The sequence below is a fragment of the Mycobacterium heckeshornense genome (assembly GCF_016592155.1).
In the GTDB taxonomy this organism is placed as follows: domain Bacteria; phylum Actinomycetota; class Actinomycetes; order Mycobacteriales; family Mycobacteriaceae; genus Mycobacterium; species Mycobacterium heckeshornense.
The window spans coordinates 2597331-2621890 of sequence record NZ_AP024237.1 but is presented as its reverse complement, the minus strand read 5'-3'; the positions used below and the strand labels follow the sequence as shown (position 1 = coordinate 2621890).

At 66.8% G+C, this 24560-nt stretch carries 20 protein-coding genes, 1 tRNA gene and 1 pseudogene; 7 read left to right on the top strand and 15 right to left on the bottom strand.

The annotated features are described in order from the left end of the window. Nucleotides 1-10: 10 nt before the first annotated feature. From pyk to MHEC_RS12490, 3 genes and pseudogenes are all read left to right on the top strand, one after another. Nucleotides 11-1429 carry a pyruvate kinase gene (pyk, locus tag MHEC_RS12500; RefSeq protein ID WP_048892285.1) on the top strand — a complete coding sequence of 473 codons (1419 nt, stop codon included), beginning with the start codon at nucleotides 11-13 and terminating at the stop codon, nucleotides 1427-1429. A 3-nt stretch (nucleotides 1430-1432) separates the two neighbouring features. Beyond that, nucleotides 1433-2336 (top strand): annotated as a pseudogene (locus MHEC_RS12495) (acyl-CoA thioesterase domain-containing protein). An 89-nt stretch (nucleotides 2337-2425) separates the two neighbouring features. Continuing rightward, entirely contained in the window at nucleotides 2426-3823 is a 1398-nt protein-coding gene (locus MHEC_RS12490) for a bifunctional lysylphosphatidylglycerol flippase/synthetase MprF (protein WP_048892287.1), read from the top strand. A 19-nt stretch (nucleotides 3824-3842) separates the two neighbouring features. Here MHEC_RS12490 and MHEC_RS12485 read toward each other — a convergent pair whose 3' ends face one another. The 7 genes from MHEC_RS12485 to MHEC_RS12455 form a co-directional block, all read right to left on the bottom strand. Further along, nucleotides 3843-4328: a DUF4190 domain-containing protein gene (locus MHEC_RS12485; RefSeq protein WP_048892288.1), complete on the bottom strand. Its 486-nt coding sequence runs from the start codon at nucleotides 4326-4328 to the stop codon at nucleotides 3843-3845. 44 nt (nucleotides 4329-4372) lie between these two features. After that, the gene (gene cydC, locus MHEC_RS12480; RefSeq protein WP_372507401.1) at nucleotides 4373-6028 is read right to left on the bottom strand and encodes a thiol reductant ABC exporter subunit CydC; all 1656 of its coding nucleotides are present in this window, start codon (nucleotides 6026-6028) and stop codon (nucleotides 4373-4375) included. Further along, nucleotides 6015-7619, bottom strand: a complete 1605-nt coding sequence (gene cydD / locus MHEC_RS12475; protein ID WP_071700398.1) for a thiol reductant ABC exporter subunit CydD — start codon at nucleotides 7617-7619, stop codon at nucleotides 6015-6017. The genes cydC and cydD overlap by 14 nt, the downstream gene beginning before the upstream one ends. 144 nt (nucleotides 7620-7763) lie before the next feature. Beyond that, a complete protein-coding gene (locus MHEC_RS12470; RefSeq protein ID WP_048892291.1) occupies nucleotides 7764-8399 on the bottom strand; it encodes an HdeD family acid-resistance protein in 636 nt (211 codons plus the stop codon). A 33-nt stretch (nucleotides 8400-8432) separates the two neighbouring features. Beyond that, nucleotides 8433-9764 (bottom strand): adenylate/guanylate cyclase domain-containing protein, encoded by a 1332-nt coding sequence (locus tag MHEC_RS12465; protein WP_082169947.1) that lies wholly within the window; start codon nucleotides 9762-9764, stop codon nucleotides 8433-8435. A 43-nt stretch (nucleotides 9765-9807) separates the two neighbouring features. Further along, nucleotides 9808-10314, bottom strand: a complete 507-nt coding sequence (locus MHEC_RS12460) for a DUF488 domain-containing protein (protein WP_048892293.1) — start codon at nucleotides 10312-10314, stop codon at nucleotides 9808-9810. Between the two features lie 4 nt (nucleotides 10315-10318). After that, nucleotides 10319-10392, bottom strand: a tRNA-Leu gene (locus MHEC_RS12455). A 99-nt stretch (nucleotides 10393-10491) separates the two neighbouring features. Between MHEC_RS12455 and MHEC_RS12450 the strand changes: the two genes are divergently transcribed. Then, nucleotides 10492-11103, top strand: a complete 612-nt coding sequence (locus MHEC_RS12450; protein WP_048892294.1) for an ANTAR domain-containing response regulator — start codon at nucleotides 10492-10494, stop codon at nucleotides 11101-11103. On the opposite strand, the gene MHEC_RS12445 is transcribed toward MHEC_RS12450, so the two are convergent. Both MHEC_RS12445 and MHEC_RS12440 read right to left on the bottom strand, forming a co-directional pair. Next, complete coding sequence (locus MHEC_RS12445; protein WP_264016591.1) at nucleotides 11100-12314, bottom strand: lipid-transfer protein; 1215 nt, start codon at nucleotides 12312-12314, stop codon at nucleotides 11100-11102. The genes MHEC_RS12450 and MHEC_RS12445 overlap by 4 nt on opposite strands. Next, nucleotides 12299-12739, bottom strand: a complete 441-nt coding sequence (locus MHEC_RS12440; protein ID WP_048892295.1) for a Zn-ribbon domain-containing OB-fold protein — start codon at nucleotides 12737-12739, stop codon at nucleotides 12299-12301. Before MHEC_RS12440 ends, MHEC_RS12445 begins: the two co-directional genes overlap by 16 nt. Before the next feature lie 68 nt (nucleotides 12740-12807). Here MHEC_RS12440 and polA point away from each other — a divergent pair, with 68 nt between their 5' ends. From polA to coaE, 3 genes are all read left to right on the top strand, one after another. After that, the gene (polA, locus tag MHEC_RS12435) at nucleotides 12808-15561 is read left to right on the top strand and encodes a DNA polymerase I (protein ID WP_235434852.1); all 2754 of its coding nucleotides are present in this window, start codon (nucleotides 12808-12810) and stop codon (nucleotides 15559-15561) included. 164 nt (nucleotides 15562-15725) lie between these two features. Next, nucleotides 15726-17183, top strand: coding sequence for a 30S ribosomal protein S1 (rpsA, locus tag MHEC_RS12430; RefSeq protein ID WP_048892296.1), 1458 nt, complete (start codon nucleotides 15726-15728; stop codon nucleotides 17181-17183). A gap of 6 nt (nucleotides 17184-17189) precedes the next feature. Then, entirely contained in the window at nucleotides 17190-18410 is a 1221-nt protein-coding gene (gene coaE / locus MHEC_RS12425) for a dephospho-CoA kinase (RefSeq protein WP_048892297.1), read from the top strand. Between the two features lie 4 nt (nucleotides 18411-18414). Here coaE and MHEC_RS12420 read toward each other — a convergent pair whose 3' ends face one another. From MHEC_RS12420 to MHEC_RS12395, 6 genes are all read right to left on the bottom strand, one after another. Then, the gene (locus tag MHEC_RS12420; RefSeq protein WP_235434859.1) at nucleotides 18415-18789 is read right to left on the bottom strand and encodes a hypothetical protein; all 375 of its coding nucleotides are present in this window, start codon (nucleotides 18787-18789) and stop codon (nucleotides 18415-18417) included. Nucleotides 18790-19024: 235 nt separating this feature from the next. Then, complete coding sequence (ligD, locus tag MHEC_RS12415; protein WP_048892298.1) at nucleotides 19025-19924, bottom strand: non-homologous end-joining DNA ligase; 900 nt, start codon at nucleotides 19922-19924, stop codon at nucleotides 19025-19027. Then, nucleotides 19924-20913 (bottom strand): non-homologous end-joining DNA ligase, encoded by a 990-nt coding sequence (gene ligD / locus MHEC_RS12410; protein ID WP_048892299.1) that lies wholly within the window; start codon nucleotides 20911-20913, stop codon nucleotides 19924-19926. The genes ligD (MHEC_RS12415) and ligD (MHEC_RS12410) overlap by 1 nt, the downstream gene beginning before the upstream one ends. After that, nucleotides 20910-21479: a DNA polymerase ligase N-terminal domain-containing protein gene (locus MHEC_RS12405; RefSeq protein ID WP_048892300.1), complete on the bottom strand. Its 570-nt coding sequence runs from the start codon at nucleotides 21477-21479 to the stop codon at nucleotides 20910-20912. The genes ligD (MHEC_RS12410) and MHEC_RS12405 overlap by 4 nt, the downstream gene beginning before the upstream one ends. Before the next feature lie 29 nt (nucleotides 21480-21508). Continuing rightward, nucleotides 21509-21949 carry a ribonuclease FAU-1 family protein gene (locus MHEC_RS12400; protein WP_048892301.1) on the bottom strand — a complete coding sequence of 147 codons (441 nt, stop codon included), beginning with the start codon at nucleotides 21947-21949 and terminating at the stop codon, nucleotides 21509-21511. A gap of 83 nt (nucleotides 21950-22032) precedes the next feature. After that, a complete protein-coding gene (locus tag MHEC_RS12395; protein WP_412176938.1) occupies nucleotides 22033-24462 on the bottom strand; it encodes an FHA domain-containing protein in 2430 nt (809 codons plus the stop codon). Between the last annotated feature and the right edge of the window lie 98 nt (nucleotides 24463-24560).

Below are 24560 nucleotides of genomic sequence, written 5' to 3'. Positions count from 1 at the left end.
CTGAGTCGTCGTGAACAGACGCGGCAAGATCGTCTGCACCCTGGGCCCGGCGTCCAACACCGACGAGATGGTTCCAGCGTTGGTCGAGGCCGGAATGGACGTCGCGCGAATGAACTTCAGCCACGGCGACTACAACGATCACAAAGCCGCATACGAACGGGTGCGCGCCGCTTCCGATGCCACCGGCCGTGCGGTCGGTGTGCTGGCCGACCTGCAGGGCCCGAAGATCAGGCTGGGCCGCTTCGCCGGCGGGGCGACGTATTGGGCGACCGGTGAGACGGTGCGGATCACTGTCGACGACTGCCAGGGCACCCATGACCGGGTCTCGACGACCTACAAGCAACTGGCCAACGACGCGGTAGCCGGCGACAAGGTGTTGGTCGACGACGGCAGAATCGGTCTGCAGGTCGAAAACGTCGAAGGCGACGACGTGGTGTGCACCGTCACCGAAGGCGGCCCGGTCAGCAACAACAAGGGGATGTCGCTGCCGGGAATGAACGTGTCGGCTCCGGCCTTGTCGGACAAGGACATTGAAGACCTTCGGTTCGCGTTGGACCTCGGTGTCGACATGGTGGCGTTGTCGTTCGTGCGTTCACCGTCGGACGTCGAGCTGGTCCACGACGTGATGGATCGGTTCGGTCGGCGGGTGCCGGTGATCGCCAAGCTGGAGAAGCCCGAGGCGATCGACAACCTCGAAGCGATCGTGCTGGCGTTCGATGCGATCATGGTGGCCCGCGGCGATCTGGGCGTCGAGTTGCCGTTGGAAGAGGTGCCGCTGGTGCAAAAGCGCGCCATTCAGATGGCCCGCGAAAACGCCAAGCCGGTCATCGTCGCGACACAAATGCTGGATTCGATGATCGAGAACCCACGACCCACCCGGGCCGAGGCCTCCGACGTCGCTAACGCCGTCCTCGACGGCGCCGACGCGCTGATGCTGTCCGGCGAGACCGCGGTCGGCAAGTATCCGCTGGCGGCGGTCAAGACGATGTCGCGGATCATCTGCGCGGTCGAGGAGAACTCGGTCGCCGCCCCGCCGCTGACGCACATCCCGCGCACCAAGCGTGGCGTGATCTCCTACGCTGCCCGCGACATCGGCGAGCGGCTCGACGCCAAGGCCTTGGTTGCGTTCACCCAATCCGGCGACACCGTACGCCGTCTGGCCCGGCTGCATACCCCGCTGCCGCTGCTGGCCTTCACCGACCTACCCGAGGTGCGCAGCCAGCTGGCCATGACGTGGGGCACCGAGACCTTCATCGTTCCGCACATGCAGTCCACCGACGGCATGATCCGCCAGGTCGACAAGTCGCTGTTGGAACTGGGTCGCTACAAACGGGGTGACCTCGTCGTCATCGTCGCGGGCGCACCGCCGGGCACCGTGGGCTCGACCAACCTGATCCACGTGCACCGGATCGGCGAGGACGATGTCTAGCCGATGTCGGACTTCGACGAACTGCTTGCGGTGCTGGATCTGAACCACGTCGGCGACGACATCTTCATCGGAGCCCATCCGAGCAAACACCCGTTGCGCACGTTCGGTGGCCAGTTGATGGCGCAGTCATTGGTGGCAGCCAGCCGCACGCGTACCCGCGACCTGCCGCCCAACGCGCTCTCGGTGCACTTCATCAACGGCGGCGACCCCAGCAAGGACATCGAGTTCCGCGTGATCCGGCTGCGTGATGAACGACGATTCGCCAACCGTCGCGTCGACGCGATGCAGGACGGCACCCTGTTGTCGTCGGCGATGATCTCGTATCTGTCCGGCGGTCGCGGCCTTGAGCACGGCATCGAACCCCCGCACGTCCCGGAACCGCAGAGCTTGCCGAAAATCGGTGAGCTGCTTCGCGGTTACGAAAAGACCGTTCCGCAGTTCGTCAATGCACTGCAACCCATCGAATGGCGTTACACCAACGACCCGTCGTGGGTGATGCGTGACAAAGGCGAACGGCTCGCGCACAACCGGGTATGGGTCAAGGCCGACGGCGTGCTGCCCGATGACCCGGTGTTGCACACCGCGGCGCTGGTGTATTCGTCGGACACCACGGTGCTGGACTCCATCATCACCACCCATGGACTGTCGTGGGGTTACGACCGAATCTTCGCCGCGACCGTCAACCATTCGGTGTGGTTTCACCGGCCGGTCAGCTTCAACGACTGGCTGTTGTATTCGACGTCGTCGCCGGTGGCCACCGACTCCCGCGGGCTGGGGACCGGGCACTTCTTCGACCGCACCGGGCAGCTCGTCGCGACCGTCGTGCAGGAAGGCGTCGTGAAGTATTTCCCCGGAAGCTGATTCCGGCGCCGGCCGACCCGCCGCGCCGGCAGCCATCCGGGCGTAGCGTTCCCGGTGAGCGGGCAGGCAGAATATAGGGGCTGGACCGACGATGCGCCACCGTTTGAGCGGCGAACAACGCAACCGGAGGTGGGGGTGAACACTTCGTCGGTCGACGTCACGCCCAAGCTGCGCCCCAGCGAGCGCGTGGTCGTGCACGTCGACTCCCCGGCCGCCCGGTGGATCGGCGCATTGGCCCTGCTCAGCGCGGCATGCTGGCTGGTCGCCCTGATAGCCCATGACCACCGTCACCCCGACTGGCAGGCCACTGGCCGGCTGGCGTGGTCGCTGACCGTGCTGGCCGCCGTGGCGCTGATCGCTCGCGGCATCTTTCTCGGCCGGCCGGTCACCGCTTTGCACGCCAGCATCGCCGTCCTCGTGCTGTTCGCCGGGCTGGGCGCACACGTGCTGTCCTTCGACCTGCTGGGCGACGTGCTGATCGCGGGTTCGGGTCTGGCGCTGATGTGGCCGACATCGGCCCGGCCGCGGGCAGCCGACCTGCCGCGGGTGTGGGCGCTGATCAACGCCACCAGCGGTGACCCGCTGGCGCCGTTTGCCATGCAGACGGGCAAGTGTTACCACTTCAGCGCGGACGGCAACGCGGCCCTGGCGTATCGCACCCGGATCGGGTACGCGGTGGTCAGCGGCGACCCGATCGGCGATGAGGTGCAGTTCCCGCAGTTGGTGGCCGACTTCGCCGCGCAGTGTCATACCCGCGGTTGGCGGCTGGTCGTGCTGGCGTGCAGCGAGCGACGGCTGCACCTGTGGACCGACCCGACGGTAATAGGACAATCGTTGCGGGCCATACCGATTGGCCGAGACGTCGTCATCGACGTGGCCACCTTCGAGATGGTGGGGCGCAAGTTCCGCAACCTGCGGCAGGCCGTCCAGCGCACCCACAACTTCGGTGTCACCACCGAAATTGCCGCCGAACAGGAACTCGACGACGAACTGTTGGCCGAGCTGACCGAGGTGTTGCGCGCATCCCCCAGCGGGGCCCACACCGAACGCGGTTTCTGCATGTCCCTCGACGGCGCATTGGAAGGCCGCTACCCGGGGGTGCAGCTGATCATCGCGCGTGACGCGTCGGGCAAAGTGCAGGGGTTTCACCGTTACGCGACCGCCGGCCGCGGCAGCGACATCAGCCTCGACGTGCCGTGGCGTCGCCGGGGAGCGCCCAACGGGCTCGACGAACGGTTGTCCGTCGATATGGTGATGGCCGCCAAACATATGGGCGCCCAACGGTTGTCGCTGGCATTTGCGGCGTTCCCGGAAATCTTCGACGAAAAGCAGCGCACCCGGATGCAGAGCCTGTTCTACCGGCTGATCCATCTACTGGATCCACTGATCGCGTTGGAGTCGTTGTACCGATATCTGCGCAAATTCCACTCGCTGGACGGCCGGCGCTACGTGCTGGTGCAGTTGCGGCAGTTGTTCCCGCTGCTATATGTGTTGTTGTCGCTGGAGTTCATGCCCCGCCGGCGCCGGCTGTAGCGTTTCGACCCAATGAGCGTCACGGGGTGAGGGTGACGCTGAGCCTGTTTTCGACGCTCTTGCGAAACCGATCCACGCAGTGCTGTCGCAGTACCGGATTCGACCCGGCCCGCTGCAAGCAATCGATGTAGTCGCCGCCGCCGATGTCGTGCCATAGCGCCGCCCAGATCGCGACGAAGACCAGCCCGACGCCAATGGCTATGGCGCCCAGCACGATCCCGGCGACCGCGACGCCGCCGTTGTTGGCTTCACCGCGACGAACTCGCGCGTAAGCAGCGATTCCCAGCACGATGGCCGCACCGCCGAGGATGACGCCACCGAACACCGACCACACCCCCAGCAGCGCGATGACGGCGAGTACCAACGACGCGGTGCCCAAGCCGTTGCGCGGGCCGCGCGGCGGTACCGGAAACGGTGGGTACGGCTGTTGTTGCGGGGGATAGGGGTAGGGATAGGGCCGGTAGGGTGGCGGGGTGTCGGAGGGTTGGTCCGGGGAAACTGTCATGGCTAGCGCTCCAGATCGGGCGGCGTCGACGACCGGCAGCCAGCCTACCTGTCGCAACCGAGGCGCAGTTGCGGACACCGGATGTCGTTGGGCAGCTGGTGAGTAGCCACTACCACGGTCCGCGCCGCGCCCATCAGCCCGCCGTCGGGCTCGAGCACGTCGCGCAAGAGGATTTCGGCGTCGGCGGCGTCGAGGTGCTCGGTCGGCTCGTCGAGCAGCAGGATGCGAGCGGGCGAGATCATCGCACGGGCCAACAGCAACCGCCTGCGCTGACCCGCCGACAACGCTTGCGCGCCTCCGCTCAGCATTGTCGCCAGGCCATCGGGCAGATCGGCCAGCCAGCGACCCAGGCCGACGCGCTGCAAAGCCGCTGTGAGCTCGTCGTCGCCGCAGTCACCGCGCGCCACCAGCAAGTTGTCCCGGACGGTGGTGGTGAAGATGTGGGCGTCTTCGGCGAAAAAGCATACCGCCCTTCGCAATTCGGGTTCACGCAGCAGCTGGATCGGCGTCCCGTTCAGCTCGACGCGGCCCTGCAGCGGCGGCAGCAGGCCGGCGAGCGTCATCAACAGCGTGGTCTTGCCGCAGCCGCTGGGACCGGTGACCGCCAGCCTGGCGCCGGCCGGCAAATCCACGCTCACCCGCGCCGAGCCGGTCGCGTCGGGGTGAGCCGTACGGATACCGACGGCGCACAGCCGAGCTGACGCTTCCGGCGGGGACGTCGCGGTGCGGGCAACCGGGCTCGCCGCATCGGACCCGATCACGTCGCGCAGGCGGCGCGCGGCGATCCGCGAGCGGGTCAGCTGGATTGCGGCGTCGGGCAGCGCACCCGTCGCCTCGAACGCCGACAACGGGAGCAACATCAGAATCGCCAGCGTGGTCGGCGCGACCGAGGACGCCATTGAGATACCGGCCACCACGGCTCCCAGCACGCTGGCCCCGACCGCGGCGGTGGGCATCGCCTCGGCGACGGCGGCCGGTTTCGCCGCCGCGTCCAGCACATCGGCCCACCGGCGTTGTCGCCGGGTAGCTTCCGCGATGACGCCAGCCAGCCTGCCACCGACCCGGAGCTCGGGCGCGTGCTCGAGAGCGATCATGGCTGCCGCGTCGCGCTCGGAAAGATATTGGCGTGCAACGGTTTGCTGTGTCGTGGTTGCTCTGGCGGCCAGGTAGGGTGCCACAACGCCGGCGGCGAGCAGGCACACCGCGAGCACGACTGCCGCCGGAGCCGAGATGGCGGCGACGACCGTCGTTGCCGCCACCGCCAGGACCGTGGCAACCGCGATTGGTAACAGCGCGCGCACCAGCACATTTGCCAACTCGTCGACATCGGCGCCGACCCTGCTCACCAGCTGGCCGCTGTGCAGCCGCGCCACGGCATCGACCGGTCCGCGGGCCAGGCGTTGATAGATTCGGGCCCGGGCGCTGCCCGCGGACCGCAGGGCGGTGTCGTGGGTGGCCAGCCGCTCGCAGTAGTGCAGCACGCCGCGAGAAATCGCCAGCGCCCGCACCATGACGACGGCCACCGACAGGTCCAGCACCGGCGGCATCTGCCAGGCGCGCGTGATCAGCCACGCCGAGACCCCGGCCAGCGCCAGCGCACTGCTCAACGCCAGCACACCGAGCGTCACGGCGAGCAGAAGACGAGACAGCCGAGGCCGCAGCAACCCGGCCGCGGTCAGCAGCGTTTCAGACATACGCATGGGGCTCGGCGCTCACCGCCACCACCTGGTCAGCGATCTCGATGACCTGCTCGCGATGGGCGACCACCACCACGGTGGCCCCTGCCCGCGCACGCTCGACGACGGCACCCAGAACCCGAGCCTCGGTGTCGGCGTCGAGGTGTGCGGTCGGCTCGTCCAAAAGCAGCACGGGTGCCGGGGATCCGAGCGCACGCGCCAAAGCCAAGCGTTGACGCTGTCCGAGCGACAACCCCGCCCCATCGCGACCCAGGGCGGTCTGCAACCCGTCGGGCAACTCCGCCACCACATTGTCGAATTGCACTGCACGACAGGCTGTGTCAGGATCAGTCAGCTCGCCGAAGAGGTTCAGGTTGTCCGCGACAGTGCCGGGGAGCAGTACCGGGCGCTGCGGCAGCCAGGACAGCTGCTGCCACCAGCTGGCCGGGTCGAGGTCGGCGATATCGATGCCCGCTACGGTCACCCTGCCGGTGCTCGGTGCGACGAGTCCGGCGATGACCTGCAGTGCGGTGCTCTTGCCCGCCCCGTTTCGACCGGTCAACACCGTGACCCGGGCCGGTTCGATCACGGCGGTGAGATTCCGTGGTGCGGCGCCGTCGCGGCCGTGGACGCTGAGGTTTTCGACTCGAATCGTGGCACCCCGGGCGCCGTCGATTCGCCGCGCGGGCCGGGCGCTCGGCGGCTTGTCGATGAGCGCGAAGGCTTTATCGGCTGCCGTCCTGCCGTCCTGGGCGGCATGGAATTCCACGCCGACGCGCCGCAGCGGCCAGTACACGTCGGGGGCGAGCAGCAAGGCCGTCAAACCGGCGGCCAGACTCATCTGCCCGAACACCAGACGCAGACCGATTCCGACAGCGATCAACGCGACGCCCAGCGTGGCCAGCAGTTCGAGCACCAATGCCGACAAGAAGGCGATCCGCAGCGTCGCCATGGACGAACGTCGGTGTGCGGCAGTCAATTCGGCGATGCGCCGTTCCGGACCGGCGGCACGCCCCAATGCCCGCAGCGTGGGAATGCCGGCGATCAGGTCCAACAACTTGGCCTGCAGTGCGGTCATGGCGGCCAGTGCTGCCGCGGATCGCTGAGCAGTCGTCACGCCGATCAGAACCATGAACACCGGTATGAGCGGCAACGTGATCAACGCAATCGCCGCTGATCGCGGGTCGTCGACCGCCAGCACCACGACGGTGGCCGGGGTCAGGATGGCGGCAAGCAGCAACGCGGGCAGATATCTGGTGAAGTATGGCCGTAATCCATCCAGACCGCGGGTTACCACCGCAGCGGCGGCCTCGCGCTGCGCCGCCAGTTGTCTCGGCGCCTGTGCCGTCACCGAAGTCAAGACTTGCGCGCATAGGTCGGCGATCACCGAGCTGGCACCGCGCTGCGCCAACCGGGCCTGCAGCCAGTGCGCCAGTGTGCGAAGCGTCCACAGTATCAACAGGATTGACAATCCCGATACCCACTGCCGCACATGGCGGGAGGACGGATCGGTGATGACCCCGGCCACGATGTGCGCCAACACGATCGCTGAGACAATCGCGCAGCCCGAGATCACCACGCCACAGCCCACGGTGGCGACCAGGAAACGGCGCAGCGCGCTCGAAGCCCGCCACAGCCGCGGGTCCAGGGGTGCACGTCGGCCGGTGCTCAGGACGCTCGCCTCGTCATGACAGCTCCCCCGGGTCCGCGAAAGCAGTACTACGACGCAGTGTAGTACTTGGTGCCGGTGGGCTGCAGCCTACGAGTCGGCGGCCGACGGCGTTGGCCCGGTCCGCCCGGATAAGGCCTTGTCGACGGCTTTGGATGCGCTGCGGATGCCGAACGATGACGCGATCTCGAACACGCCGATGACCACCAGCCAGATGCCGACGATCAGTGTCAGTATCGCGAGGGACTCGAAGGGCGAGGCGATCATCACGATGCCGGCAAGCAGGCTGACCACGCCCAGGAAGATCGACCAGCCCCGCCCGGGCAGGGTGGGGTCGCTGATCGCCGAGATCGACGTTGCCACTCCGCGGAATATGAAACCCACGCCAACCCAGATCGCCAGCAACAAGATTGCGATCAGCGGGTCGCTGCCGAAGTGCCGGAAAGCCAGCACCGCCAGCACCAGCGACGCGGCACCACTGATGAACAGCAGTACCCGGCCTCCGGCCGACACGTGCAGGCTGAAGGCGAAGATGACCTGCGTGATACCGGTGACCAATAGATGGGCGCCGAAGATGATCGCGGCCACGAGGATCGTTATCCCCGGCCAGGCCAATACCAGGATGCCAAGGACCAACGCCAGAATCCCGGATACCAGCGTCGACTTCCACAGATGCGGCAATAGGCTTGGGACAGAAGTGTGTTCCATCAGCGCAGTGTCCCACATCGCGCGAGACCGGTGCGGTGTTTGTGGCAGTCCTCAGACGCCGGCGATTTGCGGTGCGCCGCTGCGCAGGCGAGTAGCCCGGGTTCCGGGCTTGCGGCCGACGAGATACCAGGTGTGCATGACGCCTTTGCCTTTGACGTCGACGTCGCCGCGTTCCTCGAACACGAAGTCGTTTTTCAGCCGCTCATAAACGTCTTGCGGGACCTGGATCCGCCCCTCGGTGTCGGTGGACTCCATCCGCGATGCGACGTTGACGGCGTCGCCCCACACGTCGTAGAAGAAGCGGCGCGATCCCACCACACCGGCGACAACCGGCCCGGTGGCCAGTCCGATGCGCAGCGGTATCGCATGGCCATCCGGGTCTTTGAGTTCGGCTGCCGCATCGGCCATATCCAGGGCAAGCTCGGCCAGCGCATGAAGGTGATCATGACGGGGCCACGGCACACCGCTGACCACCATGTACGAGTCGCCGCTGACCTTGATTTTCTCCAGTCCATGCTTGTCGACCAGCGTGTCGAACTCGGTGTATAGCCGGTCCAGGAACTCGATCAGCCGGGCCGGGTCGATGCCGCTGGCCCGTTGCGTGAACCCGGCGATGTCGGCGAACAGCACCGAGGCCTCGTCGTATTTGTCGGCGATGATGTTGTGCACCGGGTCCTTGAGCCGGGCCGCGATGCTGGGCGGCATGATGTTGGCCAGCAGCGCTTCGGATCGGTCGTATTCGATTTCCATGACCGCCTCGGCGCGGGCGATTTCGCGCAGCGCGTACCACATCGTCACGACCACCATCAGGCAGGCGGAGACGGCCGCGAGGACGAAGCCTGCCGACTGCGCCCAGTCCGGCTGCAACCCGGTGTTGCGTGGGACCAGGAACTCCAACGCGATCACCAGGGCGGCGGCGATCGCCGCCAGCGTCGCGGCCAATGCGATGTGCTCGATGCCGAGCTGCAACACCACCAGACAGGCTGTGACGAGAAAGAAAAATTGCAGGCCCGACCCGGTGCCGACGTTCCAGCAGATGACGAAGATCGCAACGTAAGCGGTGAAGATAAAGATAAGTGGCGCGACAAGTTCGGTGAAGCGGTGCAGTAACGGGACTGCGGCGAACACTGCGGCCGCGACCAGGTTGACCAACTGCGTTCGCCATACTTGGTGCCCGACCGCAAGGCCGACAACGGCGTAGCTCGCACACACCAGTACCGCCATAGCGGCGTTGATGTTGAGGACGCGGCGCCGCCGAGAGGCGCTGTCGGCGTAGTGCTGGCTGCGTGCGCGTGGCTGTGCCCGCACTGTTGCGACACAGCACGATGTTCGCGGCGAATCCGCCGTGCGTGACTGTGGGGCACTTTTCGTCGTTGCCGCCACGCGGAAAGCCTACCGGTGAGCTGGTCATTCCCGAAGCGTGTTGTCAAGAGTTGCCCGGCGGCTCGCCGGTGAGCCATTCGGACATGCGGTGCCCTGACAATGACCCGTTGGGCATGATGTGCTGGACCCGATAGCCGTCGCGCGCCGCCAGATCAGCGATCATGCGGCGGTGGCAGCGCCACCACACCGGTTCGCCGCACATGATGGCGACGTTGCAGGTCTCGGCGTCGCGCAGCAGCCGCTGGTAGGCGGTGTGAAAACCCGGGGTGCGGGTGTGGGCGGCGTAGTTCGCGAACTGCTCGTTTTCCCACCAGCGGTCGCTCGGCAACGGGTGGGCCGGCGGTCTGCGCCTGCCGCCCAGCTCGGGCTCGTGGCGGTAGCCGATGCCCGCGTCGCGCAGCCACTTCGGCATGGCCTGCTTGGACACATCGGGGTTGCGGCGCGACCCGGGAAAGCTTCGCACGTCGACCAGCAACTCGATGCCGTGTTGGCGGAGCGCGGCGGTGAGCTGCTCGGCGGTTTTCGCGCCGTGGCCGATGGTGAACAGCATGCAGTGCCCTCGGTGGGATTCGAACCCACACTGTCTGGGTTTTGAGTCCAGTTCCTCTGCCAGTTGGGATACGAGGGCTCACCTGTACTCGGCCTCCCACCATAGAGGATGTGCGCACTCGTGCGGCGTCACAACCCCGAGGTCGCTGGTGGGCGCCGTCCGCGACACAATGACGTCATGACCGGCTCTACGACGGACGTCGATGCTGCCAGCCCGCGACGGGTTCTCATCGCCGAGGATGAGGCGCTCATCCGGATGGATTTGGCCGAAATGCTGCGCGAGGAGGGCTACGACATTGTCGGTGAAGCCGGCGACGGCCAGGAAGCCGTCGAACTGGCGGAGCGGCTCAAACCCGATCTGGTGATCATGGACGTGAAGATGCCGCGACGCGACGGCATCGACGCCGCATCGGAGATCGCCAGCAAGCGGATCGCCCCGATCGTCGTGCTGACCGCGTTCAGCCAGCGCGACCTGGTCGAGCGGGCCCGCGACGCCGGAGCGATGGCCTACTTGGTCAAACCGTTTACCGTCAGCGACCTCATTCCGGCCATCGAGCTGGCCGTCAGTCGGTTCAGTGAGATCACCGCATTGGAACGCGAAGTGGCAACGCTTGCCGACCGGCTGGAAACCCGCAAGCTCATCGAACGGGCCAAAGGCCTGCTGCAGACCAAACAGGGTATGAGCGAGCCCGAGGCGTTCAAGTGGATCCAGCGCGCGGCGATGGATCGGCGCACCACCATGAAACGTGTCGCCGAAGTGGTGCTCGAAACCCTCGACCCGCGCACTTAGCGGGCCACTATCACCGAGGAGCCGTGGCCGAACAGGCCCTGGTTGGCGGTAATCCCGACGGTGGCGCCCTCGACCTGGCGACCGGTGGCCTGGCCGCGCAGCTGCCAGGCGAGCTCGCATACCTGCGCGATCGCTTGCGCCGGAATCGCTTCACCGAAGCAGGCCAGCCCACCCGACGGGTTGACCGGAATCCTGCCGCCGATCGCCGTTGCGCCACTGCGCAGCAGCGCCTCGGCTTCGCCCTTGGGACACAACCCGAGGTGTTCGTACCAGTCCAGCTCCAGCGCGGTCGACAAATCGTAGACCTCGGCCAGGCTCAGGTCCTCGGGCCCGATGCCCGCTTCGGCGTAGGCGGCGTCCAGGATCTGATCCTTGAACACCCGCTGCGGCGCAGGCACCACCGCGGTGGAATCCGTTGCGATATCGGGCAATTCGGGCAGATGCTGAGGATAGTGCGGGGTGACCGTGCTGACCGCGCGCACCGCCGGCACACCGCGCAGCGAACCGAGGTGTTCGCGGGCAAACTTCGCGCTGGCCACCACCAGCGCGGCCGCGCCGTCGGAGGTGGCGCAGATGTCGAGCAGCCGCAGCGGGTCGGCCACCACCGGGCTGGCCAGCACGTCGCCGAGGGAAACCTCCTTGCGGTAGCGGGCGTTCGGGTTGTGCCGTCCGTGGCGCGCGTTTTTGACCTTCACCTGCGCGAAATCCTCCGCGGTGGCGCCGTAGAGGTCCATGCGCCGGCGAGCCAGCAGTGCGAAGTACACCGGGTTGGTTGCCCCGATCAAGTGGAATCGCTGCCAGTCCGGGTCGTTCTTGCGTTCACCGCCGACCGGCGCGAAAAACCCCTTGGGTGTGGTGTCTGCGCCGATGACCAATGCCACGTCGCAGAAACCGGCCAAAATCTGGGCGCGCGCGCTCTGCAGCGCCTGCGACCCGCTGGCGCAGGCCGCATAGCTTGAGCTGACCGGGACGCCGTTCCAGCCCAGCTTCTGAGCGAACGTCGCACCGGCGACAAACCCCGGATAACCGTTGCGGATGGTGTCGGCACCGGCCACCAACTGAATCTGACGCCATTCCAGCCCCGCTTCGCCCAGTGCGGCACGCGCGGCCGCAACGCCGTACTCGGTGAAGTCGTTGCCCCACTTGCCCCACGGATGCATGCCGGCGCCAAGGATGTACACCGGGTCGGGTGCCGTCACGCGATCCTCCAGCCGTAGACGATTCGCTGTACGCCTTCCGCGTCGGTGAACAGCGGCAAGGTGGTCAGTTCCATCTCCATGCCGATCCGCAGATCGGCAGCCAGCGTCCCGTCGGCAACCTTGCCCAGCACGATCAAACCCTCGTCGGCCAACTCGACCGCAGCCACCGCGAACGGCTCAAACGGGTCCGTGGCCGGATACGGCGGCGGCGGTGCGTAGCGGTTTTCGGTATAGCTCCACAGCGTCCCGCGCCGCGACAACGGGACCGCGTCCAGTTGGTCCCCGTCGCAGGCGGGATTGGGGCAGGTGTTGGGGCGCGGCGGGAAGACGTAGGTGCCGCACCGCGGACACCGGCTGCCGATCAGATGCGGCACACCGGCCTCGTCGGTGGCGAACCATCCCTCGATCGCCGGCTCTAGGCGGGTTGGTGCTGGCACGCGGCCAGCGTACCGACAACGGGGGCAAAACTGAAACGTGTTGCAGTTTGGCGCCGGTGTCGGACCTGATGCATAGAGTTAGGGCCGTGAGCCCTGCCAAAGCCGCGGCCACCGCGCCGGTGCAAGCCTCGACCGCAACCGACGACAAACCGACACTGCTGCTGTTGGACGGTAATTCGCTGGCGTTCCGCGCGTTCTACGCGCTGCCGGCGGAAAATTTCAAGACCGCCGGCGGGCTGACCACCAACGCGGTCTACGGGTTTACCGCCATGCTGATCAACCTGCTACGCGACGAACAACCGACGCACGTGGCCGCGGCGTTCGACGTGTCGCGGGAGACGTTTCGCGCCGACCGTTACCCCGAATACAAGGCCAATCGGACGTCGGCCCCCGACGAGTTTCACGGCCAGATCGACATCACCAAGGAAGTCCTTGCCGCGCTGGGCATCACCGTGCTCGCCGAACCGGGTTTCGAAGCCGACGACATCATCGCCACGCTGGCCACCCAAGCCGAAAAAGAGGGCTACCGGGTGCTGGTGGTCACCGGCGACCGCGACGCGCTGCAGCTGGTCAGCGACGACGTCACCGTCCTCTACCCCCGCAAGGGCGTCAGCGACCTCACCCGCTTCACCCCGGAGGCCGTCGTCGAAAAATACGGGCTGACGCCCAAGCAGTACCCCGACTTCGCAGCACTGCGCGGCGACCCCAGCGACAACCTGCCCGGCATCCCGGGGGTGGGGGAAAAGACCGCCGCCAAGTGGATCGCCGAGTACGGCTCGCTGGAAGGATTGGTCGACAACGTCGACACGGTCAAAGGCAAGGTGGGCGACGCGCTGCGGACCCATCTGGCCAGCGTGGTGCGCAACCGTGAACTGACCGAGCTCATCCGCGACGTCCCGCTCGCGCAAACCCCCGACACACTGCGGCTGCAGCCCTGGGACCGCGACCATATCCACCGGCTCTTCGACCAGCTGGAGTTCCGGGTGCTGCGCGACCGGCTCTTCGAAACGCTGGCAGCCGTCGAGCCCGAGGTCGATGAGGGGTTCGACGTGCGCGGCAAAGCGCTCGAGCCCGGCACCGTTGGACAGTGGCTGGTCGAGCATGCCAGTGACGGGCGCCGGTCCGGGCTGGCGGTCGTGGGCACCCACCTGCCGTACGGCGGCGACGCCACCGCGCTGGCCATCGCCGCTGCCGACGGCGAGGGCGGTTACATCGACACCGCCACGGTGACGCCCGACGACGACGCCGCGCTGGCGGCCTGGCTTGCCGACCCGGACAAGCCCAAGGCGCTGCACGAAGCCAAGCAGGCCATCCACGACCTGGCCGGGCGCGGCTGGACGCTCGAAGGTGTCACCTCCGATACCGCGCTGGCCGCCTACCTGGTGCGGCCCGGGCAACGCAGCTTCGCCCTCGACGACCTGTCGCTGCGCTACCTGCGCCGCGAATTGCGCGCTGAAACCCCTGAGCAACAACAACTTTCGCTCCTCGACGACAGTGACGGCGCCGACGACCAGGCGGTGCAGACCACGATTCTGCGGGCCCGCGCGGTGGCCGACCTCGCCGATGCGCTGGACGTCGAGCTGGCCCGCATCGACTCCCAGTCGTTGCTGGCCGAGATGGAGTTGCCGGTACAACGGGTGCTGGCGGGCATGGAGGCCGCCGGTATCGCCGTCGACTTGGCGCTGCTGAGCGAGCTGCAACGCCAGTTCGGCGAGCAGGTCCGCGACGCGGCGGAGGCCGCCTATGCGGTGATCGGCAAGCAAATCAACCTGGGCTCACCCAAACAACTGCAGGTCGTGCTGTTCGACGAGCTGGGCATGCCCAAGACCAAACGCACGAAAACCGGCTACACCACCGACGCCGACGCGCTGCAGTCGCTGTTCGACAAGACTGCGCACCCGTTCCTGGAGCATCTGCTCGCCCACCGTGATGCCACCCGGCTGAAAGTCACCGTCGACGGGTTGCTGAATGCGGTGAGTGCAGATGGCCGGATTCATACCACGTTCAACCAGACCATCGCGGCCACCGGGCGGTTGTCGTCGACCGAGCCCAACCTGCAAAACATCCCGATCCGCACCGAGGCCGGCCGCCAGATCCGTGACGCGTTCGTCGTCGGCGCGGGCTATGCCGAGTTGATGACCGCCGACTACAGCCAGATCGAGATGCGGATCATGGCGCATCTCTCGGGTGACGAGGGTCTCATCGAGGCGTTCAACACCGGCGAGGACCTGCACTCCTTCGTCGCGTCGCGGGCCTTCGGCGTGCCGATCGACGAGGTGACACCCGAGTTGCGCCGTCGGGTCAAGGCGATGTCCTACGGCTTGGCCTACGGGCTGAGCGCCTACGGGCTGTCGCAGCAGCTGAAAATCTCCACCGAGGAAGCCAAGGAGCAGATGGACGCCTACTTCGCCCGCTTCGGGGGAGTGCGTGACTACCTGCACGCCGTGGTCGAGCAGGCCCGCAAGGATGGCTACACCTCCACGGTGTTGGGCCGTCGGCGCTATCTCCCCGAGCTGGACAGCGGCAACCGGCAGGTGCGCGAGGCCGCGGAGCGGGCAGCGCTCAACGCGCCGATCCAGGGCAGCGCGGCCGACATCATCAAGGTCGCGATGATCGAGGTGGACAAGGCCCTCAAAGCGGCCGGGTTCAAGTCGCGCATGCTGCTGCAGGTCCACGACGAACTTTTGTTCGAACTGGCTTCCGGCGAGCGCGAGCACGTCGAAGCGCTGGTGCGCGACAAAATGGGCAGCGCCTATCCGCTCGACGTGCCGCTGGAGGTGTCGGTGGGCTACGGCCGCTCATGGGATGCGGCCGCGCACTAAGCGCCGAGCGTGCAGCTATGGCGAGATTTCGGCGTTTTTTTCGCTGTGAGTACACGCTCGACGCGGACGGGCCGAGTTTGGCCAGCATGTGCACCGTCGAGTAGCCTCGACGGGTAACTCACACCTGTCCCTACGACCAAACCTGTCCGGAGCAACCCAACAATATGCCGAGTCCCGCCGTTTCCTCGCCCCAAGTAGCCGTCAACGACATCGGCTCGAGCGAGGACTTTCTCGCCGCCATCGACAAGACCATCAAATACTTCAACGATGGCGACATCGTGGAAGGGACCATCGTCAAGGTTGACCGGGACGAGGTCCTGCTCGACATCGGCTACAAGACCGAAGGTGTCATCCCGTCCCGCGAGCTGTCCATCAAGCACGACGTCGACCCGCACGAAGTGGTCAAGGTCGGCGACAAGGTCGAGGCCCTGGTTCTCACCAAGGAGGACAAAGAAGGCCGGCTGATCCTGTCGAAGAAACGCGCCCAGTACGAGCGGGCCTGGGGCACGATCGAAGCGCTCAAGGAGAAGGATGAGGCGGTCAAGGGCACCGTCATCGAGGTCGTCAAGGGTGGGCTGATCCTCGACATCGGGCTGCGTGGATTCCTGCCGGCGTCGCTGGTCGAGATGCGCCGGGTGCGTGACCTGCAGCCCTACATCGGCAAGGAACTCGAGGCCAAGATCATCGAGCTGGACAAGAACCGCAACAATGTGGTGCTCTCCCGCCGCGCCTGGCTCGAGCAGACGCAGTCGGAGGTGCGCAGCGAATTCCTCAACCAGCTGCAAAAGGGCGCGATCCGCAAGGGTGTGGTGTCGTCGATCGTCAACTTCGGCGCGTTCGTCGACCTTGGCGGGGTGGACGGCCTGGTGCACGTCTCCGAGTTGAGCTGGAAGCACATCGACCATCCCTCCGAGGTGGTGCAGGTCGGCGACGAGGTCACCGTCGAGGTGCTCGACGTCGACATGGACCGCGAGCGGGTTTCCTTGTCGCTCAAGGCGACTCAGGAAGACCCGTGGCGACACTTCGCCCGTACCCACGCCATCGGCCAGATCGTGCCGGGCAAGGTCACCAAGCTGGTGCCGTTCGGCGCGTTCGTCCGCGTGGAGGAGGGCATCGAAGGCCTGGTGCACATCTCCGAGCTTTCCGAGCGGCACATCGAGGTCGCCGATCAGGTGGTCGGCGTCGGTGATGAGGTGATGGTCAAGGTCATCGACATCGACCTGGAACGCCGCCGCATCTCGCTGTCGCTGAAACAGGCCAACGAGGACTACACCGAAGAGTTCGATCCGGCCAAGTACGGCATGGCCGATTCCTACGACGAGCACGGCAACTACATCTTCCCCGAGGGCTTCGACCCCGAAAGCAACGAATGGCTCGAGGGATACGAAAAACAGCGCGCCGAATGGGAAGCCCGCTACGCCGAGGCCGAGCGCCGGCACAAGATGCATACCGCGCAGATGGAGAAGTTCGCCGCCGCCGAGGCCGCTGCCGCGGCCGCGGCCGGCGCCGAACAGCAGCAGGCCAACGGAGGCACGCCTTCGTCTGAGGAGCCGACTGGCGGGTCGCTGGCCAGCGACGCCCAACTGGCCGCCCTTCGGGAGAAACTCGCCGGCAGTGCCTAACTGGCGATGCTTCGGATCGGGCTGACCGGTGGCATCGGCGCCGGGAAGTCGGCAGTAACCGCCACGTTTCAGCAGTGTGGCGGGATCGTCGTCGACGCCGACGTGATCGCCCGCGAGGTGGTCGAACCGGGAACTGAGGGACTGTCGGCGCTCGTCAATGCGTTTGGTGACGACATTCTGCTGCCCGACCGGTCGCTGAATCGACAGGCGTTGGCTGCCAAGGCGTTTCAAGACGACGACGCACGCAAGACCCTCAACGGGATCGTTCATCCGCTAGTGGCCAGGCGTCGCGAGGAGATCATCGCCGGTGTCCCCGACGACGCGGTCGTCGTGGAAGACATTCCGCTGCTGGTCGAATCCGGGATGGCACCGCTTTTCCCGCTGGTTGTCGTGGTGCACGCCGACGCCGAGTTGCGAGTGCGCCGGCTGGTCGACCAACGCGGCATGGCCGAAGACGACGTTCGCGCCCGCATCGCGGCGCAGGCCAGCGACGAGCAGCGGCGCGCCGTCGCCGACATCTGGCTGGACAACTCCGGCAGCATGGCGGTGCTGGCGCAGCTAGCCAGCGACGTGTGGAACCACCGGATAGCCCCGTTCGCACGCAATCTCACCGCCCGGCACGCCGTGCGCCAACCCGTGCGGCTGACACCGGCGGATCCGACGTGGCCGGAACAGGCGCGGCGCATCGTCGCCCGGTTGGTGGCCGCGTGCGGCGGCAAGGCCATGCGGGTCGACCACATCGGGTCGACCGCGGTGCCGGGCCTGGACGCCAAGGACGTCATCGATATTCAAATCACCGTCGAGTCGCTGGCTGTGGCCGACGAGCTGGCTGATGCGTTGCTGTCCGCCGGCTATCCCCGCATCGACGATATACGCAGTGACATCGCCAAACCCGATGCTCGAAGCACTGTCCCGCATCACGACCACCGCAACGATGCTGCTTTGTGGCACAAGCGGGTTCACGGCTCCGCCGACCCGGGTCGACCCACCTGCGTTCATCTGCGAGTCGACGGCTGGCCCAACCAGCAGTTCGCGCTGCTCTTCGTCGACTGGCTGACCGCTAACCCCGATGCGCTCACCGAGTATCTGACCGTCAAGCAGAAAGCCGCGGCATCACTGCCCGCCGACGGCAGCATCGCCGAGTACAACGAGGCCAAGGAGCCCTGGCTTCGCGACGCCTACCGTCGAGCCTGGAACTGGGCCGAGTCCGTCGGCTGGCGGCCGTAGCCGCTTACGTGGCTGGTAGCGGAGCTCCGCAGGGCAGCACCCCATTCATCGGGTCGGTGCTGCCCGGCACCGGCCGGATGAATTGGTCCACCTGCGCGGCGACGTTGTCGTCGACGTCGATCTCGCAGTGCACGCTGGCGGAATACGGCCAATGGACGGTCACTTGCATGCCAGCTTTGTGCGGGTCGGAAAGCACCGCGTTGGCCTGGAATGCATTGCCGGGCACAGAGCTAAGGGTAGCGGTATTCGTCTGGGTATCGTTGATCATGAAGGTGGCCTGGCTGCCGGGGGCTACGCCGTCGATCCTCGCAATGTAGGTGACGTTGTGCAGTTCGGCCGTCGCGGCGGCGGGAATCAACTGGCCGCAGCCGATGAGCATCGTCACGGCTGTGGTGACGAAACCGATTCGCGTGCTGGCGTTCATGACTGCTGACCTTACCGGCCGTGCTGAGGGTGGGCCATGCGATTCGGCCAGCGCCGCAGCGGCTGGCGACGCGGACAGCTCCAGTCGGCCACGCCGGCCACTCAGCGCAGCCCCGACGGTGCGGACGCCGACGTCTCGCAGTTGCCGGCCCGGCGGGGCGTCGGCCCATGCGCGGCGGAACCCTTTCACGTCAGGAAGTTGCCGAATGGATCTTCTCCAGGCGACGCATTGGCCCGGTCAGGGAGCGGGACCGACGGTTCATGCTGACCCATGGATCAGGTTGACGGGCAAGCCGTTTCGGAATATCGCGGATGGTGAACCGGTCCGGGCTCATACCGCGGCCGCCGAGTTCGTCCCATTCCAGTGGGGTAGCCACCGGCGCGCCGCGGCGGGCCCGCACCGAATACGGCGCGACCGCGGTCTGCGCGTAGGCATTTCGCATCACGTCGACATACACCCGGCCGCGCCGCTTGTCTTTGCGGGCTTCCACCGTGCGGTGCGCGGGATCGTCGGCCACCACCACGTCGGCGACGTCGCGGGCGAATCGGCGAACCGTGTCGAAGTCGGCGTCACCGCGCAGCGGCACCACAACGTGCAGGCCGCGTGATCCAGTGGTCTGCACGTAGCCTGCCAGGCCGACGTCGTCCAACACACCGGCGAGGGCCCGCGCGGTTTCTCGGACCACCGGGAAATCGTCGCCGGACGGGTCGAGGTCGAAGACGAGTCGGTCAGGTGTGTGCAGCCGGCCCAGCCGGGACAGCCAGGCGTGCACGGTGATGCTGTTCTGGTTGGCCAGCCAGACCAGCGCCTCAGGACGCTGGGCCAGCGGGTGCACGACGGTACCGCCTTCCTTGGCGACTTCGGCCGAGCCCATCCAGTCGGGCATCGTGTCGGCGAAATCCTGCTGGATGAAGCCCTGTTGGTCGATGCCGCGGGGGAACCGCTGCAGGGTCAGCGGCCGGTCCTTGAGGTGCGGCAACATCGCCTCGGCCACCGCGGCGTAGTAGTCGACGAGGTCGGCTTTGGTGATCCCGTCTGCTGGGAAGAGCACCCGGTCCGGGTGCGTGATCTCGACTGCGACGCGGGGCATCAGCGCGTCTCCCGAACGACCTCGGCGGGGTTCTTGTCGGTGCGCAGCCCGGTATAGCGGGGGTGGCGCAGCTTGCCGTCGCGGGTCCACTCGGTGAACCCAATCTGGGCGACCAATTCCGGCCGCACCCATCGTGTTCCGGGCTCCCGGACCAGCCCGCGGGTAAACGGGCAGTGGTCTTGCTCGATGCCGGACAACTGTTGGTGCAGGCGGCGCAACGTGGCGTCGTCGAACCCGGTGCCGACCTTGCCGGCGTAGACCAGGTCGCGTCCGTCGTAGTAGCCCACCAGCAGCGCGCCCAACCCGATTCGGCTTCCCTTTGGGGCCGTGTAGCCGCCGATGACGAACTCCTGGTCGCGAACGCATTTGAACTTCAGCCAGTTCGTCGATCGACGGCCCTCGTAGGGGGCGTCGGCCAGCTTGGCGATCACACCTTCGTCACCGCGGCCGCAGGCAGCGCGGTACGCGGCCTCGCCGTGCTCGACACGGTGCGGGGTGTAGCGCAGCGGATCATGAAACTGAAATGCTCTACGCAGCAGGCGTTTACGCCACAGCAGTGGCAATTCGGTGGTGCGCCGGCCGTCGAGGTGAAGCAGGTCGAATATGTAGTAGAACACCGGAATACCAGTTGCCCGAGCTTGTTTGGGATTGGTGATACCCAGTCGGCCCTGCAGGCGGGCGAAGCTGGTGCGCCGCCCGTCGAACGCCACGACTTCGCCGTCGACGACAAACCGGGAGATCGGCTGGGCAGCAAGCGCATCGACGAGTTCCGGGTAGGTTCCGTTGAGCGGCTGCCGGTTACGCGAACATAGTCGCACTTGGTCACCGTTGCGAAATGCCAGACAGCGCTCCCCGTCGAATTTGCGCTCATAGATCCAGCGCGGATCAGAGAACCGTCGCTCGGTCAGGGTGGCCAGCATCGGGGCTCGCCAGTCGGGCACCGGCTCGTCGCGCAGCGCCGCACGGAGCCGGGTCGGCAGCTCGATCACGACAACTCGTCCAGGGTGCGCCCGGACAGCACCGACTCGGGTCGGCTGCGCACCGGGTTACGCCGGGCGTCGGCGTGCTCGTCTTTGCGCTTGACCAACAGCCAGGCCCCGTCTTTGCCCTGGCGTATCCGGGTGAGGGCATAGCCGCCCTGCAACTTCTCGCCGTGCAGGGTAAACGACAGGTGACCGCGCTCGATGCCCTCGGCCATGTCGCGGTCGCCGTCATTGGTGTAGGTGCCGCGGTCCCAGACGATGACGCCCCCGGCCCCGTACTCGCCCCCGGGAATAACGCCTTCGAACGTCTCATACTCCAGCGGGTGATCCTCGGTGCGGCGGGCCATTCGCTTGTCTTTCGGATCGGTCGACGGCCCCTTGGGTATCGCCCACGAGGCGAGTACGCCGTCGATTTCCAGCCGGAAGTCATAATGGTCGGCCCGCGCCGCATGATGCTGGACGACGAAGTGCGGTTCGCGGCGACGCTTCCCCGCCCGTTGAGAACGCTGCCGGCCCCGGGGTTCGGGGCTGTGGCCCGACCGCCGCTTACGGCGGTATTCGTTCAACGCCATGCCTAACAGTTACCCCTCCCGGTCGGGTACTACGCACCGCGCCAGGTGAGTTGCATACCTCTGCTGGCCAGCCAGCGTTGCAGGTCATATCGGTGCCGGGCCAGCCCGTCGACGGCGGCGACGGCGCGCCCCACCGCCTGCTCGGCGGTCTTCGGGGTCAGCAGCCCGTAGCGCACGGCGTCCAGCAGTTCGCCGACGTCGGCCAGGTCGACTCCACGGCCGGTGCGGACTTCCAGGTCGAGGTAGTGGTCTTCGGAGCGCCACACCGCCGGGCCGGGTGTGTACTCGCCGACGTCGAGGTAGTAGTCATGGTCGCGTTCGTGTCCCGGGTTGAAGTGAAAAACGTTGGCGCGTAACCCGAGCGATGGCAGCAGCCAGGATTCGAGATAGTGGAACTGGGCCCGGCCGGGGGTAGGCCGCGCCAGATACAGCCCCCACGGCCGCAGCATGTATCGGTCGACCGCCCGCACGATGCCCTTCGGATCGGTGTTGGTGTGGGCGACGAGGTCAAAGGTCTCGTGTTTGGGGTGGTGGATGACCTCACCCTATCCCGTCAGCGGTGCAGCCGGATTTTCCACCGGACAACACCGGCGTAGACCACCGGCAACCCGGCCAGCATGGTTACGTCGAACAGCCAGGCTTGCAAGGTGTGCAGCCAGAACCTGTCCTTGGGGATCAGCGAGCCCGGGACCAGATGCCGCAGGTCGATCGTCGACGCCGCCGCGGCGTATCCCCACCGTGAGGGCATCGCCCACGATAATTGATCGAGCACCAGCCGTCCCGTCACCGGGACCAGCCCGCCGGACAGCACCAGCTGTGCCATGATCGACACCACGAGCAGCGGCATGATCTGCTCACCGGAGCGCACCAGCGCCGACAGCACCAAGCCCAGCATCGCCGAGGCCACACAGGTTGCGGCGACCGTCACAAACAGTTCGACCGTGGGATTGCCGAGCACAACATGGCCACGGGTGGGCGCGCCCTTGCCGGCGATCACGATCGCGGTGGCGATCACCGACTGCACGACGGCGAACACGCTAAAAACCCCCGTCTTGGCCAGCAGGTATGCCGTCGTCGACAAACCGACTGCCTGTTCGCGCTGGAAGATCGCGCGCTCACCGATCAGGTCGCGAATCGTCAACGCCGTACCCATGAAGACCGCGGCGATGTTGAGCAGAACCAGGATTTGCGCGGCCTCGTCGGGTGCTTCGCTGCGCGGGTCGGCGACGTGGAATCCGTTCGAGCCGGGCACGGTCAGCGACAGCGCACCCAGGATGAACGGCAACAACGCCAAGAAGACGAAGTAGGCGCGGTCGGCGACCACCAGCCGAACCTGGCGGCGCGCGACCGTGCGGAACTGACGCCACACGCTGGTGTGCACCGGCTCGCCCAGCTCGGCCGGCTTGCCGGGCGCTGCGGGCGGTGGTGGCCGGTGCTGGGCCAGGAACCGCCGGTTCGCTTCGTCGGGGTCGGCGCCCACCTTGGCGAAGATCTTGGCCCAGTTGGTGGTTCCCATCGCCGGGCCGATCTGGTCCGGGGGGCCGCAAAACGCTGTCTTGCCGCCCGGCGCCACGAGCAGCACCTGGTCGCAGACGTCGAGGTAGCTCAACATGTGGGTAACCACGATCACCACCCGACCGGCGTCGGCCAGCTGGCGCAGCATCGTCATGACCTGGTGGTCGAGTGCCGGGTCCAGCCCCGAGGTCGGCTCGTCGAGAATCAGCAGTGACGGCCCGGTCAGCAACTCCAGCGCCACCGAGGCGCGTTTGCGCTGACCGCCGGACAGCTTGTCCACCCGGGTGTCGGCGTGCTTGATCATGTCTAGTTCCTCGAGCACCTGCGCGACGACCCGGCCGCGGTCGGCTTTGCTGGTGTCGGGCGGCAACCGCAGCTCGGCGGCGTAGCCGAGGGCCTGGCCCACCGTCAGCTGGCGGTGCACCACGTCGTCTTGGGGCACCATCCCGATCCGGCTGCGCAGCGACGCATATTCGGCGTGGATGTCGTGGCCCTCGAAGGTAACCGAGCCGGAGCTGGGACGGGCATAACCGGCGATCAGCCGGGCAAGCGTGGTCTTGCCCGCACCGGACCCGCCGATGATCGCCGTCAGCGTGCCAGGCCGCGCCATCAGCGAGATGTCGTCGAGCAACTGTTTGCCGCCGTCGACGCTGAAGCTGACCCTGCGAACCTCCAGGCCGCCGGTCTGCGTCGCCGCCTGGGTGCGAGGCACCAAGGCGCCGTCGGTGAAGACCAGGTCGACGTTGCCGATCGTGACCACGTCACCCTCGGAGAGGATGGCCGACCCGATCCGGGTCCCGTTGACGAACGTCCCGTTGATGCTGCGGTCCCGGATCTCGATGCCCAACGGTGTGGGAACCAGCGTGGCGTGGTGACGCGAGGCCAACACGTCGGGGATGACGATGTCGTTGTCGTCGGCGCGGCCGATGGTGGTCGTGGTCGCCCCCGGGGTCGGCGCCGACCGATGCGACAGGATGCCGAGGAGGCGGGTCGCGAGGTTTGACACGTGGGCCGATCCGGCGTCGACCACGGTTCGTTCGGCGGCGGGCAGCGAAGCGGGCTGCCGGGGCGGGTGCGGCGCCGGTCGGCGCTCCGGACGCGTGTGCCACGACATGGTCGGCGGCTCGAGGCCCGGCTCGAACCCGGTGCGGGGCCTGCGCCCGCCCAGTTCGAAGGTCAGCCGCGGACCCTCGGGATTTCCCACGTTGATGCTTTGCCCATCATGGATGTCGACGACGGGAATCCGGTAGCCGTTGAGGTAGGTTCCGTTGACCGAGCCGTTGTCTATCGCCACCCAGCGGCCGTCATCGAAACGCAGGATCAGATGCACCCGGGAAATACGGGGGTCCGCGATGCGCAAATCCGCGCGCACGTCACGTCCCACGACCACGTCATGGCCTGCCGCGAAGGTGCGTTGCGACCCGTCGTGGCGAATTGTCAATACGGGCGGGGCTGCTCGACTCACCACACCAGTATCGGCTGCGAGACCATCCGGCTGCATCGCAACGAACCTGTGCGTTCGCTATGTTTCTCGGCGGCGAATTCCCAATAATTCATAGCTATTTC